The following is a 21,818-nucleotide window of genomic DNA, read 5'->3' as shown; positions in this document are numbered from 1 at the left end:
CAAAACTACAAAGGAGCAACTTCAATGCAGAAAATCCGCAAGGCCGTGTTTCCGGTCGCCGGTATGGGTACCCGCTTTCTGCCGGCCACCAAGGCCAGCCCGAAGGAAATGATGCCGGTGGTCGACAAGCCGTTGATCCAGTACGCGGTTGAAGAGGCGCTGGATGCCGGTATCACCGAAATGGTGTTCATTACCGGCCGCAACAAACGCAACATCGAAGACCATTTCGATAAGGCCTACGAGCTGGAAAGCGAGCTTGAGGCCAAGGGCAAGCAAAAGCTGCTCGACATCGTTCAGTCGATCATCCCCAAGTCGGTAAGCTGCATCTATATCCGTCAGCCCGAGGCACTGGGTCTGGGGCATGCGGTGTTGTGCGCCGCCCCGGTGGTGGGTGACGAGCCGTTTGCGGTCATTCTTGCCGATGACTTGATCGATGGTGGCGCGACCTCCGAAATGGCGCGCATGGTTGAAGTCTTTGGCGATACCCATTGCGCGGTGCTCGGCGTGGAAGAAGTGCCGCGCGAGGAAACCAGTTCCTACGGCATCGTGGCCGTGGATGACAACAATGGTCGCCTGCGCATCAACAACATCGTTGAAAAACCAAGCCCGGCAGAAGCGCCGTCGAACCTGGCGGTGGTGGGGCGCTATATCCTGACACCGCGCATCTTCCATCATCTGCAGCACGTGCAGCCGGGCAAGGGGGGCGAAATCCAGCTCACCGACGGTATCTTTGCGCTGATGCAGGAGCAGCACATTCTGGCGCACACGCTCAAGGGCACGCGTTATGACTGCGGCTCCAAGCTCGGCTATTTGAAAGCCACGCTGGCTTATGGCTTGAAGCACCCCGAAGTCGGCGCCGAGTTTGCCGAGTACCTGAGCCGCTTCACTTTGCCCAGGGCTTGATGCTGTTATGTGATGAAAAAAGGCGATCTACGGATCGCCTTTTTTTATGGCGGATACTTGGCGCACCAGCACCGTATTCAAAGCGCCATATGATGAAAGACCGGCGCCGCGTGGCTGAGCCGGCGAGGTGTCATCATGTTGGCCATCATCGGTGGAACCGGGGCGACCCGATTGGCGGGGTTGAAAGACGTGCGCCGGCTGATCGTGCGCACGCCGTATGGCGAGCCATCCGGTCCGCTGGTGTTTGGCGAACTGGCCGGCAAGCCGGTGATTTTTCTGGCACGGCACGGCTACGGCCACACCATTCCCCCGCACCGCATCAATTACCGCGCCAATATCTGGGCACTGGCATCGCAAAAGGTTGAAAACATCATTGCACTGGCATCGGTCGGTGGCATCAAGCCCGGTCTCAAGCCGGGCTTGCTGGTGCTGCCCGATCAGCTGATCGATAACACCTGGGGGCGGCAGCATACCTATTTTGATGGCAACGATCAGGCCATCACCCATGTCGATTTCACCGAGCCCTACACCGAATCGCTACGGCAGGCGCTGCTGGCGGCGGCAAGCCAGGCGCGGGTGCCGTTGATCGACGGTGGTGTTTACGTCTGCATGCAAGGGCCGCGCCTTGAAACGGCGGCCGAGATTCGCAAGATCAAGCGCGATGGTGGCGATATGGTCGGCATGACCGCGATGCCCGAAGCGGCGCTGGCGCGCGAGCGGGCGATTGCCTACGTCACGCTGGCCGTTGTCGCCAACCGGGCTGCCGGTGTCGCCGGGAGCATAGAAAGCGTGAATCAGCTTGATGCCGCGCAGGCCTTGCTGCAGGGTTTGGGTTCGGCGGCGACCCTGCTCGAAATATATGTGAGCAAATCCTAAAGTTCTTCGTAAAGCAGACGATAAGTGAGCAAGGACGCAGCAACGCTGGTCCGGCTTCCTAAAAATAACGTCTCTCTCTCGGAGAAACATCATGGCTCAAGTCATCAATACCAACGTTGCTTCGCTCAACGCACAGCGTAACCTCGGCACTTCGCAAGCAAGCCTCAACACCTCGCTGCAACGCCTCTCGTCCGGTCTGCGCATCAACAGCGCCAAGGACGACGCCGCCGGCCTCGCCATTTCGGATCGGATGTCCAGCCAGATTCGCGGTCTGGATCAAGCCAAGCGCAATGCCAATGATGGCGTGTCCTTGGTGCAAACGGCGGAAGGGGCGTTGAATGAAATCGGTAACAACTTGCAGCGTATTCGCGAGTTGGGCATTCAGGCGTCGAACGGCTCGAACACGCAAGTGGACCGTGATGCCCTCGATACCGAAGTCACGCAGTTGAAGGCAGAAATTCAGCGCGTCGCGACGCAAACGACATTCAACGGCCAGAAGTTGCTGGATGGCAGCTTTGGTTCCAACTCCTTCCAGATTGGTGCCGAGGCAGGGCAATCGATCACGATTGGCCCGGGCAGTATGATTAATGCGCAGACCGCCAATTTGGGCGGCACCTTTAGTCGGTCGACGGCAACGGTGACCGCAGCTAGCCTGACCGGTTTTGCCAATGCGATCGTTGCTGGCACCACCATTAATGGTGTGGATATTGGCCCGATCGCTTCCGCATCGAATTCGCAAGAACGTGCGGCCCAAGTGACCGAGGCGGTCAATCGGGTATCCAGCCAAACCGGGGTGGGCGCCAATTACGATTCGACCACCGGGTCGATTACATTCACATCGGCAAGTCCGTTTACCGTGGTGGGCGGTGGTGGCGCCGGTGACTCTGGCTTGGTTGCCGGCCCGATGGGGGTGGCGACGACGACGACCGGGATTTCGTCGCTGAGTGTGTCCTCGTACACCAATGCGCAGATGACAATTACGGGTATGGATAACGCACTCAAGGCGGTCAACCTTGCGCGCGCCAATATGGGCGCGGTGCAGAACCGTTTTGAGTCGTCGATCAACAACCTGCAATCGACGTCGGAAAACCTGACCGCAGCGCGCAGCCGCATCCGCGATACCGACTTCGCTTCGGAAACCGCCAACATGACGCGTAACCAGGTGCTGCAACAAGCCGGCACCGCGATGCTGGCCCAAGCCAACGCGCTGCCGAACCAGGTGCTGAGCCTGCTCCGCGGCTAAGCCTTCGGTTTGACCTTGCGTTAAACTGATAAGCCCCGGCCATGCGCCGGGGCTTTATTGCAGGAGTGGGAACCCATGTCGATTTCGGCGATCAATCCCCTGAGCCAAAGCTCGCCGCTACAAACACACGCAGATCCGAAGCAAGCAGCGGCTCCGGTTGCGGTGGCAACGCAGGCGGCCAATGGCGTCGTTGCGACGAGTCCAGATGCAGTGCAGGCGCTGACGCCAAAGCAGCAAACGGCGGCGGCCGAAGATGCAGTAAAGAAACTGAACGAAACGGTGCAGGCGATGCAGCCCAAGGTCGGCATCGAATTCAGCGTCGATAAAGATACGCAGATTCCGCTGGTGAAAGTGATCGACACGCAGTCGAAAGAAGTTATCCGGCAAATCCCGACCGAGGAAGCGGTCAATATCGCCAAAAGCATCGACAAGCTGCGTGGCTTGCTGGTGCGCGACAAGGCTTGACCCCGTACACGTCTTAAAAAGGACACCCCATGGCAACGATTACCTCGAACGGTGGCTCCGGGCTGGATATCAACACCATCGTCAGCCAGCTGATGCAGATCGAACAACAGCCGATCAATAAGCTGAATACGAAAGTAGCGAGTTTCCAGTCGCAGTTGAGCGCACTGGGGATGGTCAAGGGGGCGATGTCGAGCTTTCAGAGTGCTGTTTCCGCGCTGCTCGACATCAACAAACTCAACGGCGTGAAGGCGAGCTCGAGCACGCCAGAGATCGCCACGATCACCGCCGGCAATACGGCGGACCTCGGCAACTTTGCGCTCGAGGTGTCGCAACTGGCCAAGGCGCAGCGCATCACCACCAACGCCAAGGACGGCGGCGGCGCGCCGCTGTACAAGAACGCCGATACGGTACTGGCGAGCGGCGATCTGAGTGGCGCCAAGTTGACGTTTACGTTTGGCACTGTTTCGGGTAGTGCATTTACGGTCAACCCGGACGTCAAGACGGCGACCGTTGACCTCTCCGGCGCCAGCAAGGACGACAAGCTCTCCTTGGGCGAGGTGCGCGACGCGATCAACAAACAATCCGATCTGGGCGTGACCGCGTCCATCGTCAAGGACGGCGACAATAGCGTGCGGCTGGTACTGACCGGCACCAAGACTGGCGAGAACATGGCGTTCAAGCTTGACGTGAACGCCGGCGCGGCAACGTCATCCGGGCTGAACGAACTGGCGTTCGACCCCGCCGCGCCGTCCGGCGGCAGCTTCGGCATTCTGCCCGGCGACGTCGCGCAGAATGCCGAAGCGACGATCAACGGTATCAAGGTCAGCAACCAGAGCAATACGATGACCGACGTGATCGGCGGGCTGACGATCAACCTGCTGAAAACCACCTTGGATTCGGCCGGCAAGTCGACGCCGATCACCTTGACGTCGACCCGCGACAGCGGCGCGATCAAGGCAGCGCTGGGTGCGTTTGTGAAGGCGTACAACGACGTGCAGGCGTCGATTACCTCGGTATCGGGCTACGATGCCACGTCCAAGACCAGCGGCATTCTGCAGGGTGACGCGTCGGTGCGTGGCGTGCAGAACCAACTGCGCAGCATGCTGAGCGAGGCGTTCGGTGGTGGCGACCAGGCGGTCAAGACGCTGTCTCAGCTCGGCGTATCGTTCCAGAAAGACGGCAAGCTGGCGCTTGATTCGGCCAAGCTGGATAAAGCCGTGACCGGCAATCTGGATTCGGTGTTGTCTTTTCTTGGCGCTTACGACAAAACCAAGAATCCGACCAAGGCGCCGGATTCGAGCCAAGGTAGCTTTGGCGTTGCGCTCAACGACATGCTCGACAAGATGCTGACCAAGGGTGGCACGCTCGATAGCCGCACCGACGGCATCAACCAAAGCATCAAGCAGTTGGGGCGGCAGCAGGACACGATGACGACCAAGCTGACGGAGACCGAGGCCCGGCTGCGGAAGCAGTATGTAGCACTCGACCAGACACTGACCAAGATGCAGCAAAGCAGTTCGTCGCTGATGGCGATGCTGTCTAGCCTGTCGTCCAACTGATCGGCGCGCTGAAAAGGAAATTTTGATGTTGGGAATGAAAAAAGCCCTGAATGCCTACGGCCAGACCTCGGTGGAGATGGCGGTGGACGTCGCCAGCCCGCATAGGCTGGTCACCATGCTGTTCGAAGGTGCGATCAAGGCCGTCGCCATGGCCAAGGTGCACCTGGAGGCGGGCAATATCGCCGAAAAAGGCGCGGCGACGTCGAAGGCGATCGCTATCGTTGACGATGGTTTGCGCTTGTCGCTGGATAAAACGCAGGGCGGTGATCTGGCCGAAAATCTGGATGCGCTGTACGAATACATCAGCAGCCAGTTGTTGCAGGCCAATCTGCGCAATGACGCGGCGATGTTCGACGAAGTACAGGGTTTGCTCAGTGGCCTCAAGCAATCGTGGGAAGCGATTGATCCCGCCGCACAAGCCGCGCGGGTGAACGAGGCGCCGCGACAAGCCCAGGCCGACGCTGTACTCAGTTATGGCCGCGCCTGATGCGCTGGCGCAGCTGCGCAGCCTGCGGGATAGCCTGCGGGATGTGCAGCTGACGCTTGAAACCGGCGATGAAGCCGCGCAGTTTGATGCGCTGAGTCGTTACGAGGTGGCTGCGGCAGCGCTGGTGCCCGTCGACTGGCGTGCATCACCGCAACGCCAGCAGGCCGAGGCGCTGTTGCAGGAGTCGCAAATGCTGCTGCAAACATTGATGCCGCTGATCCGCCAAGCGCGTGACGCATCGCAAGGGCTGCTGCAAAATCTGCACAACGCCGATAAACTGAATCGAGCCTATCGCTGAATTTTCCCCGAGCGGGCGACGGAATCGAGCATGAACGGCATCGTGATCACTTGGCAGCAACTGCTTTACGTCAGCCTTGGCCTGATTGTTTTTTACATCGCGCAGCTGCTGTTTTTCCTGAAACGCCATGACTGGGCGTGGCCACGGCACGTCGATGCCACGGGGGCCAGCGGCGCATTGGCCGACGAGGTGCTGGCGTTGCGGCAGGAAGTGGAGCGGCTGAAAATCCGCCTTGCCGCCTTGCAGATAGAGCCGGCAAGCAGCGGCGGCGATCCTGTGGGTGAATTCGATGACGAGTCACCGTACGCCCACGCCATCCGGCTCGCCAAGCAGGGCGCCGAGGCATCGCAGGTGGTGTCGGTATGCGGTCTTTCGCGCGGCGAGGTCGATCTGATCATCGCCCTGTACCGCAAGCAGGGTCATAAATAGTCATGTTGCCGGGCGCCAATGCGGTTGGCCTGTTGCAGCAGTATCTGCGCGGCGATGCGCCGCTTATCGATACGCGGCTGTTGCCGGGCACGGAAGAGCCGCTGTTCAGCGTCGGCGAGCGCTTGCAGGCCATCGTTCGCAATGAATTGCCCGGCGGTCGCTTTGTGGTACAGATCAAGGATCAGTTGCTTGATTTGAATCTGCCGCGCAATACCGAACCGGGCGCCGCGCTTGAGCTTGAAGTCGTCGCTACGCACCCCGGCTTGCGCTTTGCCTTGTTACAAAGCGGCAGCGCAGCGCAGCCCTCAACATCCCTGAGTACCGCAGCGCGTGCGCTGGCCGAATTGCTCCGGCCGGCGGACACCAAAGCGGGTGCGCTGACCGATGGCAAGCCCTTGTTAAGCGTTGGTGTCGGCGCAACGCCTGACACGCAGCAACTGGCCACGCGACTGGCGCAAACGATCAACGATAGCGGTTTGTTTTACGAATCACATCAGGCCGACTGGGCGCGTGGCGAGCGGCCTTTGCAATCGCTGCTGCGCGAACCGCAGAACAAGCCGGCAGAGACGCTCGACACCCGCAGCGGCGTGAATGTATCTGCTGCTGTATCCGGTACCAAACTCGACGAAACCAAGGCGGTACTCGGGCAACTGGTGCAGCGGCAGCTCGATACCCTCGATCAGGGCGCGGTGCTCTGGCAAGGGCAAGCTTGGCCGGGCCAGCCCTTGCGATGGGCCCTGCAGGCAGAGGCGCAGACCGAGCGTGATGCCGCGCCGCTGGACGAGCAAGCGCCTTCACGCTGGCAAACCCGGCTGGATCTTGATCTGCCGCGTCTTGGTGCGGTCTCGGTACAGGCCGAATTGCGCAACGGTCAGTTCTCCCTGCGTTTCATTTCGGCCGAGGCCGATACCCGTGCCGCCATCAGCGCGGGCCAATCGGCACTGCAAGCGCGTTTTGCCGCTGCCGGCCTGGCGCTCGCCGGTACGCCGGCCGTGGTCGCCGGGGAGGCGAATGAATAAGCCGCACAACAGGCAGCGGGCCGTTGCCTTGGCATATGCCGAAGGGGGCGGCGCCCCCCGTGTCGTTGCCAAGGGGCAGGGCATGACCGCCGAGCGCATTATCGAAAAAGCGCGCGAGGCCGGGGTGTTCGTGCATGAATCCCCGGAGCTGGTGTCCTTGCTGATGCAGGTTGACCTGGATCGGCATATTCCGGCCGAGCTGTACCGTGCAGTGGCGGAGTTGCTGGCGTTCATCTATCTGCTTGAGGCTGGCGCCGATGTCAGCGCGCCGATATTCGCGCTGCCGGTTACGCCGGATGCTGCCAATGCGTCTGCATCAGATGATGTCGAGCGCCTTGAGCATGACCGCGGCAATCAGTAGCGGCGACACATAACGCAGCAGCACGAACAACACGCGAATCAGCATGGCGTTATCAAGCTGGCCGTCGTTTGATAGCCCGGCGCGCAGTTTGGGCAGGCCATAACGCCACCCGGCGAACAGGCAAATCAGAATGCCGCCGAGCGGCAGCAGGACGTTGGAGCTGAGGAAGTCGAACAGATCGAATGCGTTCAGGCCAAACAGGGTCCAATCCTGCGTCAGGCTTTGCGATAGCGACGCTGGCGCGCCAAGCAGCGCGATCACCGCCAGCGTTGCCAGCGTGGCCTTTCTGCGGTGCCAGCCCCAGCGCTCGGTCATCATCGCTACCGGCACTTCCAGAATCGACAACATTGCACCGAGCGAGGCAATGGCGGTCAGTACGAAGAACATCGTCATGAAAACATGCCCGCCGGGCATGCTGTCGAATACCGCCGGGATGGTCATGAACACCAGCGATGGGCCGGCGGCGGGCTCGAAACCAAACGCAAACACAGCAGGAAAGATCGCCATCCCGGCGAGCAGCGACACGCTCAGATCGGCAATCATCACGCGCGCGGCGGTGGTGGGGATATTTTGCTCGGGGCGGAAATAGCTGCCATAGGTCAGCATGGTGCCCATGCCGATCGAGAGCTTGAAGAACGCCAGCCCAAGCGCGGTCAGTACAACGCCGGTAGTGATCTTGGAAAAATCCGGCGCGAACAGAAAGCGCAGCCCTTCGGCGGCGCCGGGAAGTGTCAGGCTACGAACGCAAAGCACGATCAATAACAGGAACAGCAGCGGCATCAGCTTTTTGGCGACGGCCTCAATGCCTTTGGATACGCCGAGCATGATGATGCCGCCCGTCACCACCAGCACCAGCCATTGCCAGAACAGCGCGTGCATTGGTGACGTCACTAGGGCGCCAAAGGTGGCTTTGGCGCTGGCCGGATCGGTTTGCCCGAGCGAGCCGCTGATGCTTTTGACCACGTAAGCGAAGACCCAGCCGGCGACTTCGGTGTAGAACGCCAGAATCAGTACCGCGGCGACCAAGCCCATATAACCGATGGACTTCCAGAAGGGCTGTTTCTGATCGAGGATTTCAAAAGTACTGACCGCGTTGGCGCGGGCGGTGCGGCCGAGCATGATTTCGGCAATCATCACCGGCAGGCCGACCAGCAGCGTGGCAAGCAGATAAACCAGCAGGAAGCTGGCGCCGCCGTTGGTGCCGGTGAGGTAGGGGAACTTCCAGATATTGCCCAGCCCGACGGCCGAGCCGAGGGTGGCGACCAGTACGCCGAAGGTGGAGGTAAAGCCGTCGCGTTGTGTCATGCACGTATTCCTTGTCGCGGAGTGGTCGGCGCAGCGGCGGCGTCCCCGGGGAGCCATATCGCAATGGCGTGCCCGTGGCGGGGTGGTTGATGTGCCTTGCCGTACCCGCGTCGTGTACGGCTTGCGGCCGACTCAATTGCGTCATAGACCGCGCCGGGATCGGCAGCGAGCCCAAAGGCGTGAATGATGTGCCTGACGGGGGATTTTGTCGCTTCGGGAAATCCTCAGCGCGGACGGGGTAAAATGGACGCATGACCACCGATTCGCCCGTACCCACCCAGACCGATAACGACAGCCGGCTTGCCGTGCTCATCGAGCACGTCAAGGCCTTGCCGCATCTGCCTGGCGTCTATCGTTATCTCGACGCGGCTGGCGCGGTGCTCTACGTCGGCAAGGCGCTTGATCTGCGCAAGCGGGTGGGGTCGTACTTCCAGAAAAACGACCACGGCCCGCGCATCCGGCTGATGCTGTCGCAAGTCGCGAAAATCGAAACCACCGTGGTGCGCAGCGAAGCCGAAGCGCTGGTGCTCGAGAACAACCTGATCAAGGCGCTCTCGCCGCGCTACAACATCCTGTTTCGCGACGACAAAACATATCCCTATGTGATGATCAGCGGCCATGCCTCGCCGCGGCTGGCCTACTATCGTGGCGCGCTCGACAAGCGTAATCAGTATTTCGGGCCGTTTCCGAATGGCTATGTCGTCAAGGAGTCGCTGCAGCTGCTGCAAAAGATATTCAAGCTGCGCACCTGCGAAGACACGGTGTTCGCCAATCGCTCCCGGCCGTGCTTGTTGCACCAGATCAGGCGTTGTTCGGCGCCGTGCGTGAAGCTGATCAGCCCGGAGGATTACCGCCGCGACGTCAACAATGCGGTGATGTTCCTCAGCGGCAAGGGCAATGAACTGCTTGAAGGGCTGGAGGCGCAAATGCAGCTTGCGGCCGAGACGTGGGATTTCGAACGCGCCGCCATGTTGCGTGATCAGATACAGGCACTGGCGAAGATTCAGGAAAAACAGTTCGTCTCAAGCAATACCAGCGAGCTTGATGCCGATATCGTCGCCTGCGTGGTCAAGGACGGCATGGTTTGCGTCAATCTGGCGATGGTGCGCGGCGGTCGTCATGTCGGCGATAAAAACCTGTTTCCGAAGCATGCCGATGATTACGATGCCGCCGAAGCGATTTCGGCCTTTCTCGCGCAGCATTATCTTGATCGCAGTGTGCCGCCGCTGGTGATCTGTCACCCGCCACCGCTGGATGGCGAGCTGATTTCCTCGCTGTTGTCGGATCAGGCCGGACGAGTGGTGCGGCTCAACAGCAATCCGAATGGCGAGCGCAGAGTGTGGCTGGACATGGCGAGGAAAAATGCCGAGCTGGCGATTGCGCTGCGGCTTGGCCAGGCGGCAACCCAGGCGGGGAGGCTGCAGGCGCTGATCGAGGCACTGGATCTGCCCGAGGAAACACAGCGCATCGAATGTTTCGATATTTCGCACACCATGGGCGAGTTGACCGTGGCGTCGTGCGTGGTGTTCGATCGCGGCGATATGCAGCCCAAGGAATACCGGCGCTACAACATCGCCACCAGCGGTGAAGGGGCCATCACCGGCGGTGACGATTACGCGGCAATGAAGCAGGTGCTGACGCGGCGCTACGGCAAGATCGCCGCCGGCGAGGGTGTCGTGCCCGACGTGATCCTGATCGACGGCGGCAAGGGCCAGCTGACGCAAGCCGAGGAAGTCATGGCCGAGGTCGGGCTGACGCAGCCGGCGCTGATCGGCGTGGCCAAGGGCGAAACGCGCAAGGCCGGCTTGGAGCAGTTGATTCTGGCGACCACGCACGAGGTCAAACACCTGAAGCGTGACCATCCGGGCTTGCACCTGATCCAGCAGATTCGCGATGAATCACACCGTTTTGCCATCACCGGCCATCGCGCCCGCCGCGCCAAGGCCAAGGTGGCATCGAGCCTGGAAGAGATCGAAGGCGTCGGCCCGAAACGCCGGCAGCGATTACTGGCGCGCTTTGGCGGCTTGCAGGGCGTGAAGGCGGCCGGTGTCGATGACCTGATGCAGGTCGAGGGCATCAATGCAGCGCTGGCGGAAAAAATCTACGCAGCGCTGCGGGGCTGATGTCTGTGGATTTAGCCGCGGTATTCCATGACTTCTTCGCCATTGATGATTTCGCCGGTGGCGTGCCAGCCGCAATGGCGATAAAAGCCGTGCGCGCGCACCGCCGGGTCGGGGTTGGCGACCAGCCAGATCCGGGCGTGGCCGAGCGACTGCAGCCAGCCGACGACGTGCTGCAATAGCGCTTGCCCGATGCCGCACCCTTCATGATCGGGTAGCACCGCAAGCACCAGCATCTCGCCGCTATCCCGGTCGCCACTGGCAAAGCCGACGATGCGGCCATCGACCTCGCACAGCCAGCCTTTCACGCTGCCGGCGCGCAAGGTTTCGGCGCTGGATTCGGGGGTGATGCCGTAGCCGGCCAGTTCCTCGATGCTGAGGGCGTTCTCGCGCGTTTGCGCCCGCAGCGCAAACAGTTCGGGTAGGTCGTCAACGCGGGTTTCCCGAAAGTGCATCGGTTTATTCTCCATTGGTTTATTCCTGTGTGGGAGCCCGCCCGCCGATCTGCAGTGCATCCCAGCCGGCATGGCCCAGTTTCTCGAGCGTTTCGATGTTGCGCTCGAAGATCACCGATGCATCCGGAAAGCTGGCTGCGGCACGGGCGATACTGGCTTCGCGCAGTAAATGCAGGGTCGGGTAGGGCGAGCGATTGGTGTAGTTGCCGATATCGTCGGCCCCGGTGCCTTCGAACTGGAACTGCGGGTGGAAGCTGGCGATCTGGAGCACGCCTTCGAGGCCGTGCTCCTCGATTGCTTCTTCGGCAATACCGACCACCTCATTGAAATCGAGAAAATCGCCCAGCAGCGTCGGCTGGATCAGCAAGGTCGTGTCGATTTTTTCCGGATCGGCGGCGGCAAGCAGTACCAGCTCACGGTCGAGCTCGTCGAGGAAACCATCAAGGTGCCTCGCCTCACTGACCACATAACGTACCTGCTCCTTCACATAAACCGCCTTGGCGAACGGGCACAGATTCAGCCCGATCACGGCCTTTTCCAGCCAGTCGCGGGTGGCCGCGATCACGTTTTCCTGGGTCATCGCCAAGCCTCAATCAAATCAATCAAGGTGTGATTCTGCCGTGCGGGTCAAGATTGCGCCAATCGGCACCGGGGACGTCCGATTTAGTGGTCGGTCTAGGGTGGCGCATCACGCGCCTTGGGCTTCTTGCGCACATAGAGTGTTTTGTTGACCCGGGCGATGACTTCTCCTTGGCTATCGATGATGTCGACGCAAAACTGCGGCAAGTATTTGTCGCCGTCCGCTGTGTGGGCGCGGATGTCGTCGAGCGTTGCGGCATCAAGGCGAAAGCGCGCGGTGACGATGCCACGGCCGGGGGCGAGAAAATCGATGCTAGCGCTCTGATCCCAGACGTAATAATCGCCGCCAAGCGTGTGCATCAACATCAACATGTACCAGGCGTCGGTCATGGCGAACAGGCTGCCGCCGAAATGGGTGCCGACATAATTGCGGTTGTACCAGCGCAATCGCAGTTCGACATCGACTTCGTGGAAATCCGGGGTGATGCGGGTGGCGTGGATGCCGGTGAGCAAAAACGGCGGCCACCAGTTGATCAGCAGGCGAAGCGTACGGGCGTTCATGGGTAAGGCGAGCCTGAAGGTTTGGGAGTGCTAAATTCTCAAGCGATCGTTTTATTGTCAATCGGCAGATGAGGGACGGGCGTTATTTGTCGCCTGGAATTAACCTCGTTGGTCTGGTCTTGGCATTTGATTGTGATTGCGGCTTCGCGTCACCGGGTCAAACAGCTAAAATGGCTTACTTTCCTAGCTCCTCACCGATTTCGCGCCGATGCCCCTGAATCTGCCCATTCTGCTTACCTGGTTGCGCGTCGCGCTGATTCCGGTCTTTGTCGGTCTGTTTTACCTGCCCGATGTGTTGGTGAGCCTGCCGATGAAAAACATGATTGGCGCCAGTATTTTCGCCTTTGCCGCGCTGACCGACTGGTTCGACGGCTATCTGGCGCGGCGCTGGAATCAGACATCCAGTTTTGGTGCTTTTCTTGATCCGGTGGCCGACAAGCTGATGGTCGCCGCAGCGCTGATCCTGCTGGTCGAGATCGGTCGCGCGCCGGCGTGGCTGGCGGTGATCATCATCGGTCGCGAGATCACCATTTCGGCGCTGCGCGAATGGATGGCGCAACTGGGCAAGACCAAGAGCGTGGCTGTGGCCTACATCGGCAAGCTCAAGACTGCGGCGCAAATGCTGGCGGTTCTGTTCTTGCTCTGGTACGGGCCGCTGCTGCCGGGTGTTTCGACCGAGCTGATCGGCATATTGGCGCTATATATCGCCGGCGTGCTGACCATCGTGTCGATGTTCTACTACCTGCGCGTGGCGGCTCAACAGTTCCGTGAAGGCTGAATCGCCGGTTGGTGGCGTTGCCGTCATCGGGGGTTTCTACTTCTGTTACTTCGCCTTCAATGGCTTGTTTTCACCGTACTGGGGGCTCTATCTTGCCGCGCTGGCTTTGCCAGCGTGGCAGATCGGTATTCTCACCTCGCTAACCCAGGTCAACCGCATCTACGCGCCGGCAATCTGGGGTTGGCTGGCCGATCGCAGCGGCCGTCGCCGCGCCATCCTCAGGCTCGCGGGCGCGGCCGGCCTGGCCGGATTCCTGTCGCTGCTGGTCGTCGACACTTTCTGGCCGATGTTTCTGGCGGTGCTGTTTGCCAGTTTCTTCTGGAGCGCGGCCTTGCCGCTGGTCGAGTCGCTGGCGATCGCCAAACTCTCCGGTGACAGTGGTCGCTACGCGCGTTTGCGGGTATGGGGCTCGATCGGTTTTATCGTTGCTTCGCTGGGCGCCGGCTACTGGATAGAGGCAAGCGGCGTTGGCGTATTTCCGCTGGCGGTCGTCGGCACCATGGCCGCGCTGGCTGTGTATTGCTGGCGCTTGCCCGAGGCGCCAGTGAGCACGGCCGCCGTCGTGGCTTCGGCGGGCTTTGGCGACATCCTCCGGCGACGGGAAGTGCAGGTGTTCCTGGCCGGCTGCTTCCTGATGTCGCTCGCGCATGGGCCGTACTACAGTTTCTACTCGATCCACCTCGCCGAGCACGGCCTGGGGCAGAGCAGCATCGGCTGGTTGTGGACCATCGGCGTGCTTGCCGAGGTTGCGCTGTTTTTGGCGATGCCGCAGCTGAACGCGCGCTTTTCGCCAAAGGCGCTGTTTGTCGCCGATTTCGCGATTGCACTTGGACGCTTCCTGATCATCGCCTACGGTGCCGCCAGCCTGCCCTTGCTGGTCGTGGCGCAGCTGGGGCATGCATTCACCTTTGCATGCCATCATGCGGTGGCGATGGGCTATTTGCATCGCCATTTCGCCGGCGCACACTCGGCCAAGGGGCAGGCCTTGTACATCGCCGCGTCGTTCGGCATCGGTGGCAGCCTTGGCGGTGTGATCGCCGGCTTTCTGTGGGCGGATTTGTCGGGCGTTGGCGTATTCAGCCTTGCCGCGCTGGTCGCGGCCCTTGGCGGCGTGCTCTGCTGGTTTGGCTTGCCCGGTGCAAGAGACCAGATAGCCGTCCGGTAAATATGACGGTTGTCGCCTGCGCCGAGTATTGCGACGATATTCAGCCTATTTGCCTGCTAGCGTAAACGCAGGCCAGACTTGTTACGGGAAAGCAGCATGATCATTGTGATGCAGCATCAAGCAAGCGACGCTGAAGTCAGCGCGGTCGTTGAAGAGATTCGCAAGGCCGGCTTGCAGGAGCACGTTTCCCGTGGCTCGGACTTGGTGATCATCGGCGCGATTGGCGACGAGGATAAGCTCAATCCGGGCCACTTCGAGATCATGCCCGGCGTCGAGCGGGTCAACCGCGTGACCAAGCAGTACAAGATCGTCTCGCGTGATTCGCATCCGCAAGGCTCGGTGATCAAGGTTCGCGGCATTCCGATCGGCGGCCCGCAGATCCAGGTGATCGCCGGCCCGTGCTCGATCGAGACGCAGGATCAAATGAACATCGCCGCCGATGCGGTTGCCGCCGCCGGTTGCCGGATGATGCGCGGTGGCGCGTTCAAGCCGCGCACCAGCCCCTATGCATTCCAGGGCTTGGGCATCGAGGGTCTGGAGTATTTCCAGCATGCGGCCGAGCGGCACAAGCTGCCGATCGTGACCGAGCTGATGGACGTGCGCATGCTCGATACCTTCATGGAGTATGACGTCGACGTCATCCAGATCGGTGCGCGCAATATGCAGAACTTCGATCTGCTCAAGGAAGTCGGCCGGGTCAACAAGCCGATCATTCTCAAGCGCGGCCTGTCGGCGACCGTGAACGAATGGCTGATGTCCGCCGAGTACATCGCAGCCGGCGGCAACCACAACATCATTTTCTGCGAGCGCGGTATCCGCACCTTTGAAACCGCCTACCGCAATGTGCTCGATGTGACGGCGATCCCGGTGCTCAAGCGCGAAACGCACCTGCCGGTGATTGTCGATCCGAGCCATGCCGGCGGCAAGGCGTGGATGGTGCCCGCGCTGGCGCAAGCGGCCGTCGCGGCTGGCGCCGATGGTCTGCTGATCGAAATGCACCCGAATCCGTGCGATGCATGGTGCGATGCCGATCAGGCATTGACCCCGGATGAACTCAAGACGCTGATGGCAACGCTGGGTGCGATTGCCCATGCCATCGGCCGGACGATTTGATCAACGACCCGAAAAGGAAAAATCATGCATAAATCACTGCTTCGCAACTGTTTGATGGTTGGCGCACTGGCGCTATCGGTGACGAGCGGCGCGCAGGCGCGGTCGATGCTGGATGGCGACTACCGGGTTGAGCGGCTGGTTCAGGACGGCGGCGTGCAGCGCTTTGGTGACGATACCAAGTTGTCGGTGAAAATCGACGGCGCCCGTATCAGCGGCTTTTCCGGCTGCAACCGGTTTATGGGGCAAATCCAGTACGGCCCGAGCCCGCTGAAGATCGGCCCCTTGGCGTCGACGATGATGGCGTGCATCCAGAACGAAACGGCAACGTATGAAAACTCGATGCTCAAGGTGCTCGGTGATGCCAAATCCTTCTCGCTGGCCAATGGCAAGCTGGTGTTCAGCAATGACGCCGGCAATCTGATCTCGCTGGTTCGCGCCGAAGCGGCCCCGGTCGAGCGCGTGCTGGAGATCTCGGCGGAACGCAAGACGTGTTCCGGGGTTGGCAAAATGGAGTGCCTGCAAGTGCGCGAGCCGGGGCAGGGTGACTGGCAGCTGATGTACTCCGGTATCGAAGGCTTCCAGCCGCAGGCGGGCGTGGGTTATGTGGTCAAGGTGCGCGAAGAGCGCGTTGAAAATCCACCTGCCGATGCGCCGGATCGCCGCCTGATCCTGATCGAAACGCTGGAAACCCGCCGCTAAGGCGGCGTTCTCGCTAAAATGACGCGCCAACGCTAGGCTATCCCGGCGTTGGCGCGTCGCCGCTTGATTTCGCGGCTTTCCGTTTACCCTGCTTCGGCGCGATGCGCGAGCAGGCACCAAGATACTCATGACCCCTGTTCGAAAACTGGTTCTGCTGGGTACCGGCCTGATTGGCGGTTCGTTCGCATTGGCGCTCAAGCGTGCCCGGCTGGTCGAGCACGTTGTCGGCGTCGGGCGCAATCAGGCTAATCTGGCGCGCGCGCTCGATCTGAATGTGATCGACAGCGCCAGTCAGAGCGCGGCCGAGGCGGCCAGGGGCGCCGATCTGGTTCTGCTGGCAACGCCGGTGGGGCAGATGGGCGCGCTGATGGCTGAGATCGCGCCGGTGCTGGCCGACGACTGTATCGTGACAGACGGCGGCTCGACCAAGCAGGATGTCGCCGCGCTGTATCGCGAACACCTGGGCGAGCGTTTGGCGCAATGTGTGCCGGGCCATCCGATCGCCGGGTCGGAATTATCCGGTGCTGCGGCCGCGCAGTACGGTTTATTCGAAGGGCGGCGCGTGGTGCTGACGCCGCTGCCGGAGACGGCGGTCGATGCCGTCGCGCGTATCCGAGCCTTGTGGCTGGCGTGTGGTGCCGACGTGTTCGAAATGAGTGCGGCCGAGCACGACGGTGTTTTCGCCGCCGTGAGCCATGTGCCGCACCTGCTGTCGTTCGCCTATATGAACGCCTTGCTGGATAAGGCCGATGTCGGTACATGCCTGGATTTTGCCGCAACCGGTTTCCGTGATTTCACCCGCATTGCCGGCTCGCACCCCGATATGTGGCGCGATATTTCGCTCGCCAACAGCGGGGCGGTGCTGAACGATTTGCGCGCCAATCTTGGCGCGCTGCAAACATTGATTTCCTTGATCGAATCGGGCGATGCCGATGCGCTGACGGCTTATATTGGTCGCGCAAGCAAGGCCCGAACCGACTGGGGTAGTCGCGGCCGTAAACCCTGAATTGCAAGCTGGTGGGCAGTGACCCTGCAGGCCGGTAACAGGAGAAGCACATGACTTATGTTCCAGATGCGAATCGTTATGATGGCCGTATGCCTTATCGCCGCAGCGGTCGCAGCGGTTTGTTGTTGCCGGCGGTGTCGCTCGGCATGTGGCACAATTTTGGCGCCAACAAACCCTACGACAACAGCAAGGCAATGATCCACAAGGCTTTTGACCTGGGTATTACCCATTTCGATCTTGCCAACAACTACGGCCCGCCAGCGGGCTCGGCGGAAGAAACCTTCGGTCGCGTGCTTGCCGATGGCCTGCGCACGCATCGCGATGAAATCCTGGTTTCGACCAAGGCCGGCTGGGAGATGTGGGACGGCCCTTATGGCGATCTGGGTAGCCGTAAATACCTGCTCGCCAGTGTTGATCAAAGCCTGAAGCGTCTGGGCCTCGATTACGTCGACGTGTTCTATTCACATCGCCCAGACCCGGATACGCCGCTCGAAGAAACCATGGGGGCGCTCGACGCCATCGTGCGTCAGGGCAAGGCGCTTTATGTCGGGATTTCGTCGTACTCGGCCGAGCAAACCCGAGAGGCGTCGCGCATTCTCAAGGCGCTTGGTACACCCTGCCTGATTCACCAGCCGTCGTACTCGATGTTCGATCGCTGGATCGAAGGCGGGCTGACCGACGTGCTCAAGGAAGAGGGGATCGGCTCGATTGCCTTCTGCCCGCTGGCACAAGGGCTGCTGACCAGCCGCTACCTCGGTGGTATCCCGGCCGATTCGCGTGCCGCCGCCGCTGATAATTCTTTCCTGACCACCGATAACGTCGATGCCAGGCTGGCGCAAGTCAAGGCTTTGAACGAGATCGCCGTCGAGCGCGGCCAGAGCCTGGCGCAGATGGCGCTGGCGTGGGCGCTGCAAACGGTGACCTCGGTGATCATCGGCGCCAGCCGGGTCGAGCAAATCGTCGAGAATGTGGGCGCAGTGTCCAACCTCGAATTCAGCGCCGACGAGCTGGCACGGATTGAAGTCATCCTCAAGCGCTAGGCCGTACCATTAATGTATCCATGAGTGCATATGAGTGCATCGACACCGGCGGGCCATCCCGCCGGTTTTTAATTGGAGTAATTTCGCATGAGTATCGTCCCCGTCATCACCATCGACGGCCCCTCCGCGTCGGGTAAAGGTACCGTAGCCCAGCGCGTCGCCGCCGAACTCGGATTTGGGTATCTTGATTCGGGGGCGCTCTATCGCCTGACCGCGCTGGCTGCCGAGCGTCGTCAGCTGAATTGGCGTGACGAGGTGGTGGTGGCTCGACTGGCTGGCGAGCTTGATGTTGTCTTCGATGGCGCGGCTGTTTTGCTTGATGGTAATAATGTCGCCGAGGCGATTCGCGGTGAAACGGTCGGCGTCGGCGCTTCAATCGTGGCCGCGCTGCCGTCGGTGCGTACGGCTTTGCTGGCCAGGCAGCATGCCTTTGCCGCGTTGCCCGGGCTTGTTGCCGATGGCCGCGACATGGGCTCGGTGGTATTTCCCGACGCACGGCTCAAGGTTTTTTTGACCGCATCGGCAGCGGCGCGCGCCGAGCGCCGTTACAAGCAATTGATCGGCCGTGGCGAGCAGGCTGATCTGGCTGCAATCACCGCCGATCTTGAATCCAGGGACGCACGCGACCGGGAGCGCAAGGTCGCTCCGCTGCAGCAGTGGCCGGATGCTTTGTTGCTCGATACGACCGATATGGGGATCGATGAGGCGGTTGAGCAGGTGTTGATGTGGTGGAAAACGCGCTAAGCGCTTGAAGTGACTAAGAGAATTCAATAAAATCACCCCAGTTCCGGTTGCGGCGTTGCCGCCGCCGGGGCAAAGGTATTTTTTGATGCAAAGTATCGGTGCTGCGCAAGGCGGTGCCGATGAAGTTCAACGAACCCCCCGCTCTCTGCGCCAGTAGAGAGGTTTGGAAAATTTTCTCAATGACTACTGAAACTGTTTTTGGCTCGATGGAGAGCTTTGCCGCCCTGTTTGAAGAAAGCCTTCAAAACCAGGAAATGCGCTCCGGTGAAGTCATCACCGCCGAAGTTGTTGGTATCGACCACAACTTCGTGACCGTCAATGCCGGCCTCAAGTCGGAATCCCTGATTCCGGTTGAAGAATTCAAGAATGACAACGGCGAGCTCGACGTCCAGATCGGCGATTTCGTCGCTGTGGCGATCGACAGCCTGGAAAACGGCTACGGCGAAACCAAGCTCTCCCGCGAAAAGGCCAAGCGCCTGGCTGCGTGGATCGAGCTGGAAGATACCCTCGAGAAGGGTCTCGTCATGACCGGCGTCATCTCGGGCAAGGTCAAGGGCGGTCTGACTGTCATGGTCAACGGCCTGCGCGCTTTCCTGCCGGGTTCGCTTGTCGACATCCGTCCGGTGAAAGACACCACCCCGTACGAAGGCAAGGAAATCGAGTTCAAGGTTATCAAGCTCGATCGCAAGCGTAACAACGTGGTTGTTTCGCGTCGCGCCGTGCTGGAAGAGTCGCTGGGCGAAGAGCGTCAAAAGCTCATGGAAACCCTGCGCGAAGGCGCTGTCATCAAGGGTATCGTCAAGAACATCACCGACTACGGCGCATTCGTCGACCTCGGCGGTATCGATGGCCTGCTGCACATCACCGACCTGGCATGGCGTCGTGTCAAGCACCCGTCGGAAGTGCTGGCGGTTGGCGACGAAATCGAAGCCAAGGTCCTCAAGTTCGATCAAGAAAAGAACCGTGTCTCGCTCGGCCTCAAGCAACTCGGCGATGATCCGTGGGTTGGCCTGTCGCGCCGCTACCCGTCGGGCACCCGCCTGTTCGGCAAGGTCACCAACCTGACCGACTACGGTGCATTCGTTGAAATCGAACAAGGCATCGAAGGTCTGGTACACGTGTCCGAAATGGATTGGACCAACAAGAACGTTCACCCGTCGAAGGTTGTTTCGCTGGGCGACGAAGTTGAAGTCATGATCCTTGATATCGACGAAGAAAAGCGTCGCATCTCGCTGGGCATGAAGCAGTGCATGTCCAACCCGTGGGACGAGTTCGCGCAAAACTTCAAGAAGGGCGACAAGCTTCAGGGCGCGATCAAGTCGATCACCGACTTCGGCGTGTTCGTTGGTCTACCAGGCGGTATCGATGGTCTGGTTCACCTGTCGGATCTGTCGTGGCACGCTACCGGCGAAGAAGCGGTTCGCAACTTCAAGAAGGGCGACGAAGTCGAAGCCGTGGTTCTGTCGATCGATGTCGACAAGGAACGCATCAGCCTGGGTATCAAGCAACTCGAAGGCGATCCGTTCAACAACTACGTGTCGACCAGCGACAAGGGTGCCATCGTTCGCGGTACCGTCAAGTCGCTTGACGCCAAGGGTGCTGTAATCGGCCTGACCGACGAAGTCGAAGGCTACCTGCGGGCTACCGAAGTGTCGCGTGATCGCGTTGAAGACATCCGCACCGTCCTGAAGGAAGGTGATGAAGTCGAGGCGATGATCATTAACGTTGATCGCAAGAACCGTTCGATCAACCTGTCGATCAAGTCGAAAGACATGGGCGAAGAAAAGTCGGCAATGAGCCAGCTGTCTGCCGATGCATCGGCCGGCACAACCAACCTCGGTGCGCTGTTGAAGGCCAAGCTGTCCGGCTCGCAAGAGTAAGACGGGCTGAGGCGGCATGACCAAGTCCGAACTCATCGCAAAGCTCGCCGAGCGCTATCCGCAGCTTGTTGCGAAGGATGCTGAGTTGGCCGTCAAGACCATTCTCGATGCCATGGCCAAGAGCCTTGCTCAAGGTCAGCGCATCGAGATCCGTGGCTTCGGCAGCTTTGACCTCAACTACCGACCGCCGCGAGTGGGGCGTAATCCGAAATCCGGCAGCAAAGTTGAGGTGCCGGAAAAGTTTGTACCCCACTTCAAGGCTGGCAAGGAATTGCGTGAGCGCGTTGACGAGCTGATGTAATCCTGCTGCTTGCGGCATAAATGACGACACCTTTGGGTGTCGTCATTTTTTTGCCTGCTCCCGGCTGAACCTGCCCGGATGTAATCGGCTACAATACGAAGTCAACCCATTGTTTCGGATCTGTGGATGCGCTATCTGTTCTGGCTGATTAAATTCCTGCTGTTCGTCATCCTGTTCGGCTTTGCCATGCATAACGCCGAAACGGTAAAGCTCAATTTCTTTTTCGATTACGCTTGGCAGGCGCCACTTGCGCTGCTGCTGCTGATCGCTTTTGTGCTGGGGGCCGTGTTCGGCATTCTGGCCGTGCTGGGCAAGGTGATCCGCTTGCGCCGCGAGCTTGTTGCCTTGCGCAAAGAAGTTCGCGCACGTACTCAGGTTGAGGTTGTGACGGCTGATGCCGCGCTGCAGCCTCCACGCGACGCAATCTGACCC

At 60.3% G+C, this 21,818-nt stretch carries 25 protein-coding genes; 21 read left to right on the top strand and 4 right to left on the bottom strand.

Annotation, left to right across the window (positions count from 1 at the left end):
* Positions 1–24: 24 nt before the first annotated feature.
* From galU to JLC71_RS05525, 10 genes are all read left to right on the top strand, one after another.
* Positions 25–903 carry a UTP--glucose-1-phosphate uridylyltransferase GalU gene (gene galU, locus JLC71_RS05570; protein WP_200918276.1) on the top strand — a complete coding sequence of 293 codons (879 nt, stop codon included), beginning with the start codon at positions 25–27 and terminating at the stop codon, positions 901–903.
* A gap of 135 nt (positions 904–1,038) precedes the next feature.
* Positions 1,039–1,779, top strand: coding sequence for an S-methyl-5'-thioinosine phosphorylase (locus tag JLC71_RS05565; RefSeq protein ID WP_200917770.1), 741 nt, complete (start codon positions 1,039–1,041; stop codon positions 1,777–1,779).
* 91 nt (positions 1,780–1,870) lie between these two features.
* Positions 1,871–3,022, top strand: coding sequence for a flagellin (locus JLC71_RS16620; protein WP_200917769.1), 1,152 nt, complete (start codon positions 1,871–1,873; stop codon positions 3,020–3,022).
* A 75-nt stretch (positions 3,023–3,097) separates the two neighbouring features.
* Positions 3,098–3,487, top strand: a complete 390-nt coding sequence (locus JLC71_RS05555) for a flagellar protein FlaG (RefSeq protein WP_200917768.1) — start codon at positions 3,098–3,100, stop codon at positions 3,485–3,487.
* A gap of 29 nt (positions 3,488–3,516) precedes the next feature.
* Positions 3,517–5,046 (top strand): flagellar filament capping protein FliD, encoded by a 1,530-nt coding sequence (gene fliD / locus JLC71_RS05550; RefSeq protein ID WP_200917767.1) that lies wholly within the window; start codon positions 3,517–3,519, stop codon positions 5,044–5,046.
* Between the two features lie 34 nt (positions 5,047–5,080).
* Positions 5,081–5,533, top strand: a complete 453-nt coding sequence (gene fliS / locus JLC71_RS05545) for a flagellar export chaperone FliS (protein ID WP_200917766.1) — start codon at positions 5,081–5,083, stop codon at positions 5,531–5,533.
* Complete coding sequence (locus JLC71_RS05540) at positions 5,520–5,831, top strand: hypothetical protein (protein ID WP_200917765.1); 312 nt, start codon at positions 5,520–5,522, stop codon at positions 5,829–5,831. Before fliS ends, JLC71_RS05540 begins: the two co-directional genes overlap by 14 nt.
* Before the next feature lie 30 nt (positions 5,832–5,861).
* Complete coding sequence (locus JLC71_RS05535; protein WP_200917764.1) at positions 5,862–6,260, top strand: DUF2802 domain-containing protein; 399 nt, start codon at positions 5,862–5,864, stop codon at positions 6,258–6,260.
* 2 nt (positions 6,261–6,262) lie between these two features.
* The gene (fliK, locus tag JLC71_RS05530) at positions 6,263–7,279 is read left to right on the top strand and encodes a flagellar hook-length control protein FliK (RefSeq protein ID WP_200917763.1); all 1,017 of its coding nucleotides are present in this window, start codon (positions 6,263–6,265) and stop codon (positions 7,277–7,279) included.
* Positions 7,272–7,640, top strand: coding sequence for an EscU/YscU/HrcU family type III secretion system export apparatus switch protein (locus JLC71_RS05525; RefSeq protein WP_200917762.1), 369 nt, complete (start codon positions 7,272–7,274; stop codon positions 7,638–7,640). Before fliK ends, JLC71_RS05525 begins: the two co-directional genes overlap by 8 nt.
* Here the strand turns inward: JLC71_RS05525 and JLC71_RS05520 are convergent.
* Positions 7,596–8,945, bottom strand: a complete 1,350-nt coding sequence (locus tag JLC71_RS05520; RefSeq protein ID WP_236250998.1) for a sodium-dependent transporter — start codon at positions 8,943–8,945, stop codon at positions 7,596–7,598. The two genes, JLC71_RS05525 and JLC71_RS05520, sit on opposite strands and share 45 nt — an antisense overlap.
* Before the next feature lie 251 nt (positions 8,946–9,196).
* Between JLC71_RS05520 and uvrC the strand changes: the two genes are divergently transcribed.
* Positions 9,197–11,068, top strand: a complete 1,872-nt coding sequence (gene uvrC, locus JLC71_RS05515; protein WP_200917760.1) for an excinuclease ABC subunit UvrC — start codon at positions 9,197–9,199, stop codon at positions 11,066–11,068.
* Positions 11,069–11,079: 11 nt separating this feature from the next.
* On the opposite strand, the gene JLC71_RS05510 is transcribed toward uvrC, so the two are convergent.
* The 3 genes from JLC71_RS05510 to JLC71_RS05500 form a co-directional block, all read right to left on the bottom strand.
* Positions 11,080–11,535 carry a GNAT family N-acetyltransferase gene (locus JLC71_RS05510; RefSeq protein WP_200917759.1) on the bottom strand — a complete coding sequence of 152 codons (456 nt, stop codon included), beginning with the start codon at positions 11,533–11,535 and terminating at the stop codon, positions 11,080–11,082.
* A gap of 4 nt (positions 11,536–11,539) precedes the next feature.
* Positions 11,540–12,100, bottom strand: a complete 561-nt coding sequence (locus JLC71_RS05505; RefSeq protein WP_200917758.1) for a DUF1415 domain-containing protein — start codon at positions 12,098–12,100, stop codon at positions 11,540–11,542.
* 95 nt (positions 12,101–12,195) lie between these two features.
* Complete coding sequence (locus JLC71_RS05500; RefSeq protein ID WP_200917757.1) at positions 12,196–12,660, bottom strand: DUF4442 domain-containing protein; 465 nt, start codon at positions 12,658–12,660, stop codon at positions 12,196–12,198.
* A gap of 208 nt (positions 12,661–12,868) precedes the next feature.
* Here JLC71_RS05500 and pgsA point away from each other — a divergent pair, with 208 nt between their 5' ends.
* The 10 genes from pgsA to JLC71_RS05450 all read left to right on the top strand — a co-directional run bounded on the left by pgsA (position 12,869) and on the right by JLC71_RS05450 (position 21,815).
* Positions 12,869–13,438: a CDP-diacylglycerol--glycerol-3-phosphate 3-phosphatidyltransferase gene (gene pgsA, locus JLC71_RS05495; RefSeq protein WP_200917756.1), complete on the top strand. Its 570-nt coding sequence runs from the start codon at positions 12,869–12,871 to the stop codon at positions 13,436–13,438.
* Positions 13,428–14,603, top strand: coding sequence for an MFS transporter (locus JLC71_RS05490; protein WP_200917755.1), 1,176 nt, complete (start codon positions 13,428–13,430; stop codon positions 14,601–14,603). The genes pgsA and JLC71_RS05490 overlap by 11 nt, the downstream gene beginning before the upstream one ends.
* 96 nt (positions 14,604–14,699) lie before the next feature.
* Entirely contained in the window at positions 14,700–15,716 is a 1,017-nt protein-coding gene (gene aroF / locus JLC71_RS05485) for a 3-deoxy-7-phosphoheptulonate synthase (protein ID WP_200917754.1), read from the top strand.
* A 24-nt stretch (positions 15,717–15,740) separates the two neighbouring features.
* The gene (locus tag JLC71_RS05480; RefSeq protein WP_200917753.1) at positions 15,741–16,415 is read left to right on the top strand and encodes an META and DUF4377 domain-containing protein; all 675 of its coding nucleotides are present in this window, start codon (positions 15,741–15,743) and stop codon (positions 16,413–16,415) included.
* A gap of 127 nt (positions 16,416–16,542) precedes the next feature.
* Positions 16,543–17,421 (top strand): prephenate dehydrogenase, encoded by an 879-nt coding sequence (locus tag JLC71_RS05475; protein WP_200917752.1) that lies wholly within the window; start codon positions 16,543–16,545, stop codon positions 17,419–17,421.
* A gap of 50 nt (positions 17,422–17,471) precedes the next feature.
* Positions 17,472–18,461, top strand: coding sequence for an aldo/keto reductase (locus tag JLC71_RS05470; RefSeq protein WP_200917751.1), 990 nt, complete (start codon positions 17,472–17,474; stop codon positions 18,459–18,461).
* Between the two features lie 87 nt (positions 18,462–18,548).
* On the top strand, positions 18,549–19,205 hold the full coding sequence (gene cmk / locus JLC71_RS05465) for a (d)CMP kinase (RefSeq protein WP_200917750.1): 657 nt from the start codon (positions 18,549–18,551) through the stop codon (positions 19,203–19,205).
* A gap of 206 nt (positions 19,206–19,411) precedes the next feature.
* A complete protein-coding gene (rpsA, locus tag JLC71_RS05460; RefSeq protein ID WP_200918275.1) occupies positions 19,412–21,085 on the top strand; it encodes a 30S ribosomal protein S1 in 1,674 nt (557 codons plus the stop codon).
* Positions 21,086–21,101: 16 nt separating this feature from the next.
* Positions 21,102–21,386: an integration host factor subunit beta gene (locus JLC71_RS05455; RefSeq protein ID WP_070525962.1), complete on the top strand. Its 285-nt coding sequence runs from the start codon at positions 21,102–21,104 to the stop codon at positions 21,384–21,386.
* A gap of 126 nt (positions 21,387–21,512) precedes the next feature.
* Positions 21,513–21,815, top strand: coding sequence for a LapA family protein (locus tag JLC71_RS05450; protein ID WP_200917749.1), 303 nt, complete (start codon positions 21,513–21,515; stop codon positions 21,813–21,815).
* Positions 21,816–21,818: the final 3 nt, after the last annotated feature.

It is taken from the genome of Jeongeupia sp. HS-3 (genome assembly GCF_015140455.1).
Classification (GTDB): domain Bacteria; phylum Pseudomonadota; class Gammaproteobacteria; order Burkholderiales; family Chitinibacteraceae; genus Jeongeupia.
This window is presented reverse-complemented; position numbering and strand designations above follow the sequence as displayed.

Bases quoted from the DNA above. Each gene is read 5' to 3' on its own strand.
- galU (WP_200918276.1), top strand. From the start codon at position 25: ATGCAGAAAATCCGCAAGGCCGTGTTTCCGGTCGCCGGTATGGGTACC.
- JLC71_RS05565 (WP_200917770.1), top strand. From the start codon at position 1,039: ATGTTGGCCATCATCGGTGGAACCGGGGCGACCCGATTGGCGGGGTTG.
- JLC71_RS16620 (WP_200917769.1), top strand. From the start codon at position 1,871: ATGGCTCAAGTCATCAATACCAACGTTGCTTCGCTCAACGCACAGCGT.
- JLC71_RS05555 (WP_200917768.1), top strand. From the start codon at position 3,098: ATGTCGATTTCGGCGATCAATCCCCTGAGCCAAAGCTCGCCGCTACAA.
- fliD (WP_200917767.1), top strand. From the start codon at position 3,517: ATGGCAACGATTACCTCGAACGGTGGCTCCGGGCTGGATATCAACACC.
- fliS (WP_200917766.1), top strand. From the start codon at position 5,081: ATGAAAAAAGCCCTGAATGCCTACGGCCAGACCTCGGTGGAGATGGCG.
- JLC71_RS05540 (WP_200917765.1), top strand. From the start codon at position 5,520: ATGGCCGCGCCTGATGCGCTGGCGCAGCTGCGCAGCCTGCGGGATAGC.
- JLC71_RS05535 (WP_200917764.1), top strand. From the start codon at position 5,862: ATGAACGGCATCGTGATCACTTGGCAGCAACTGCTTTACGTCAGCCTT.
- fliK (WP_200917763.1), top strand. From the start codon at position 6,263: ATGTTGCCGGGCGCCAATGCGGTTGGCCTGTTGCAGCAGTATCTGCGC.
- JLC71_RS05525 (WP_200917762.1), top strand. From the start codon at position 7,272: ATGAATAAGCCGCACAACAGGCAGCGGGCCGTTGCCTTGGCATATGCC.
- JLC71_RS05520 (WP_236250998.1), bottom strand. From the start codon at position 8,945: ATGACACAACGCGACGGCTTTACCTCCACCTTCGGCGTACTGGTCGCC.
- uvrC (WP_200917760.1), top strand. From the start codon at position 9,197: ATGACCACCGATTCGCCCGTACCCACCCAGACCGATAACGACAGCCGG.
- JLC71_RS05510 (WP_200917759.1), bottom strand. From the start codon at position 11,535: ATGGAGAATAAACCGATGCACTTTCGGGAAACCCGCGTTGACGACCTA.
- JLC71_RS05505 (WP_200917758.1), bottom strand. From the start codon at position 12,100: ATGACCCAGGAAAACGTGATCGCGGCCACCCGCGACTGGCTGGAAAAG.
- JLC71_RS05500 (WP_200917757.1), bottom strand. From the start codon at position 12,660: ATGAACGCCCGTACGCTTCGCCTGCTGATCAACTGGTGGCCGCCGTTT.
- pgsA (WP_200917756.1), top strand. From the start codon at position 12,869: ATGCCCCTGAATCTGCCCATTCTGCTTACCTGGTTGCGCGTCGCGCTG.
- aroF (WP_200917754.1), top strand. From the start codon at position 14,700: ATGATCATTGTGATGCAGCATCAAGCAAGCGACGCTGAAGTCAGCGCG.
- JLC71_RS05480 (WP_200917753.1), top strand. From the start codon at position 15,741: ATGCATAAATCACTGCTTCGCAACTGTTTGATGGTTGGCGCACTGGCG.
- JLC71_RS05475 (WP_200917752.1), top strand. From the start codon at position 16,543: ATGACCCCTGTTCGAAAACTGGTTCTGCTGGGTACCGGCCTGATTGGC.
- JLC71_RS05470 (WP_200917751.1), top strand. From the start codon at position 17,472: ATGACTTATGTTCCAGATGCGAATCGTTATGATGGCCGTATGCCTTAT.
- cmk (WP_200917750.1), top strand. From the start codon at position 18,549: ATGAGTATCGTCCCCGTCATCACCATCGACGGCCCCTCCGCGTCGGGT.
- rpsA (WP_200918275.1), top strand. From the start codon at position 19,412: ATGGAGAGCTTTGCCGCCCTGTTTGAAGAAAGCCTTCAAAACCAGGAA.
- JLC71_RS05455 (WP_070525962.1), top strand. From the start codon at position 21,102: ATGACCAAGTCCGAACTCATCGCAAAGCTCGCCGAGCGCTATCCGCAG.
- JLC71_RS05450 (WP_200917749.1), top strand. From the start codon at position 21,513: ATGCGCTATCTGTTCTGGCTGATTAAATTCCTGCTGTTCGTCATCCTG.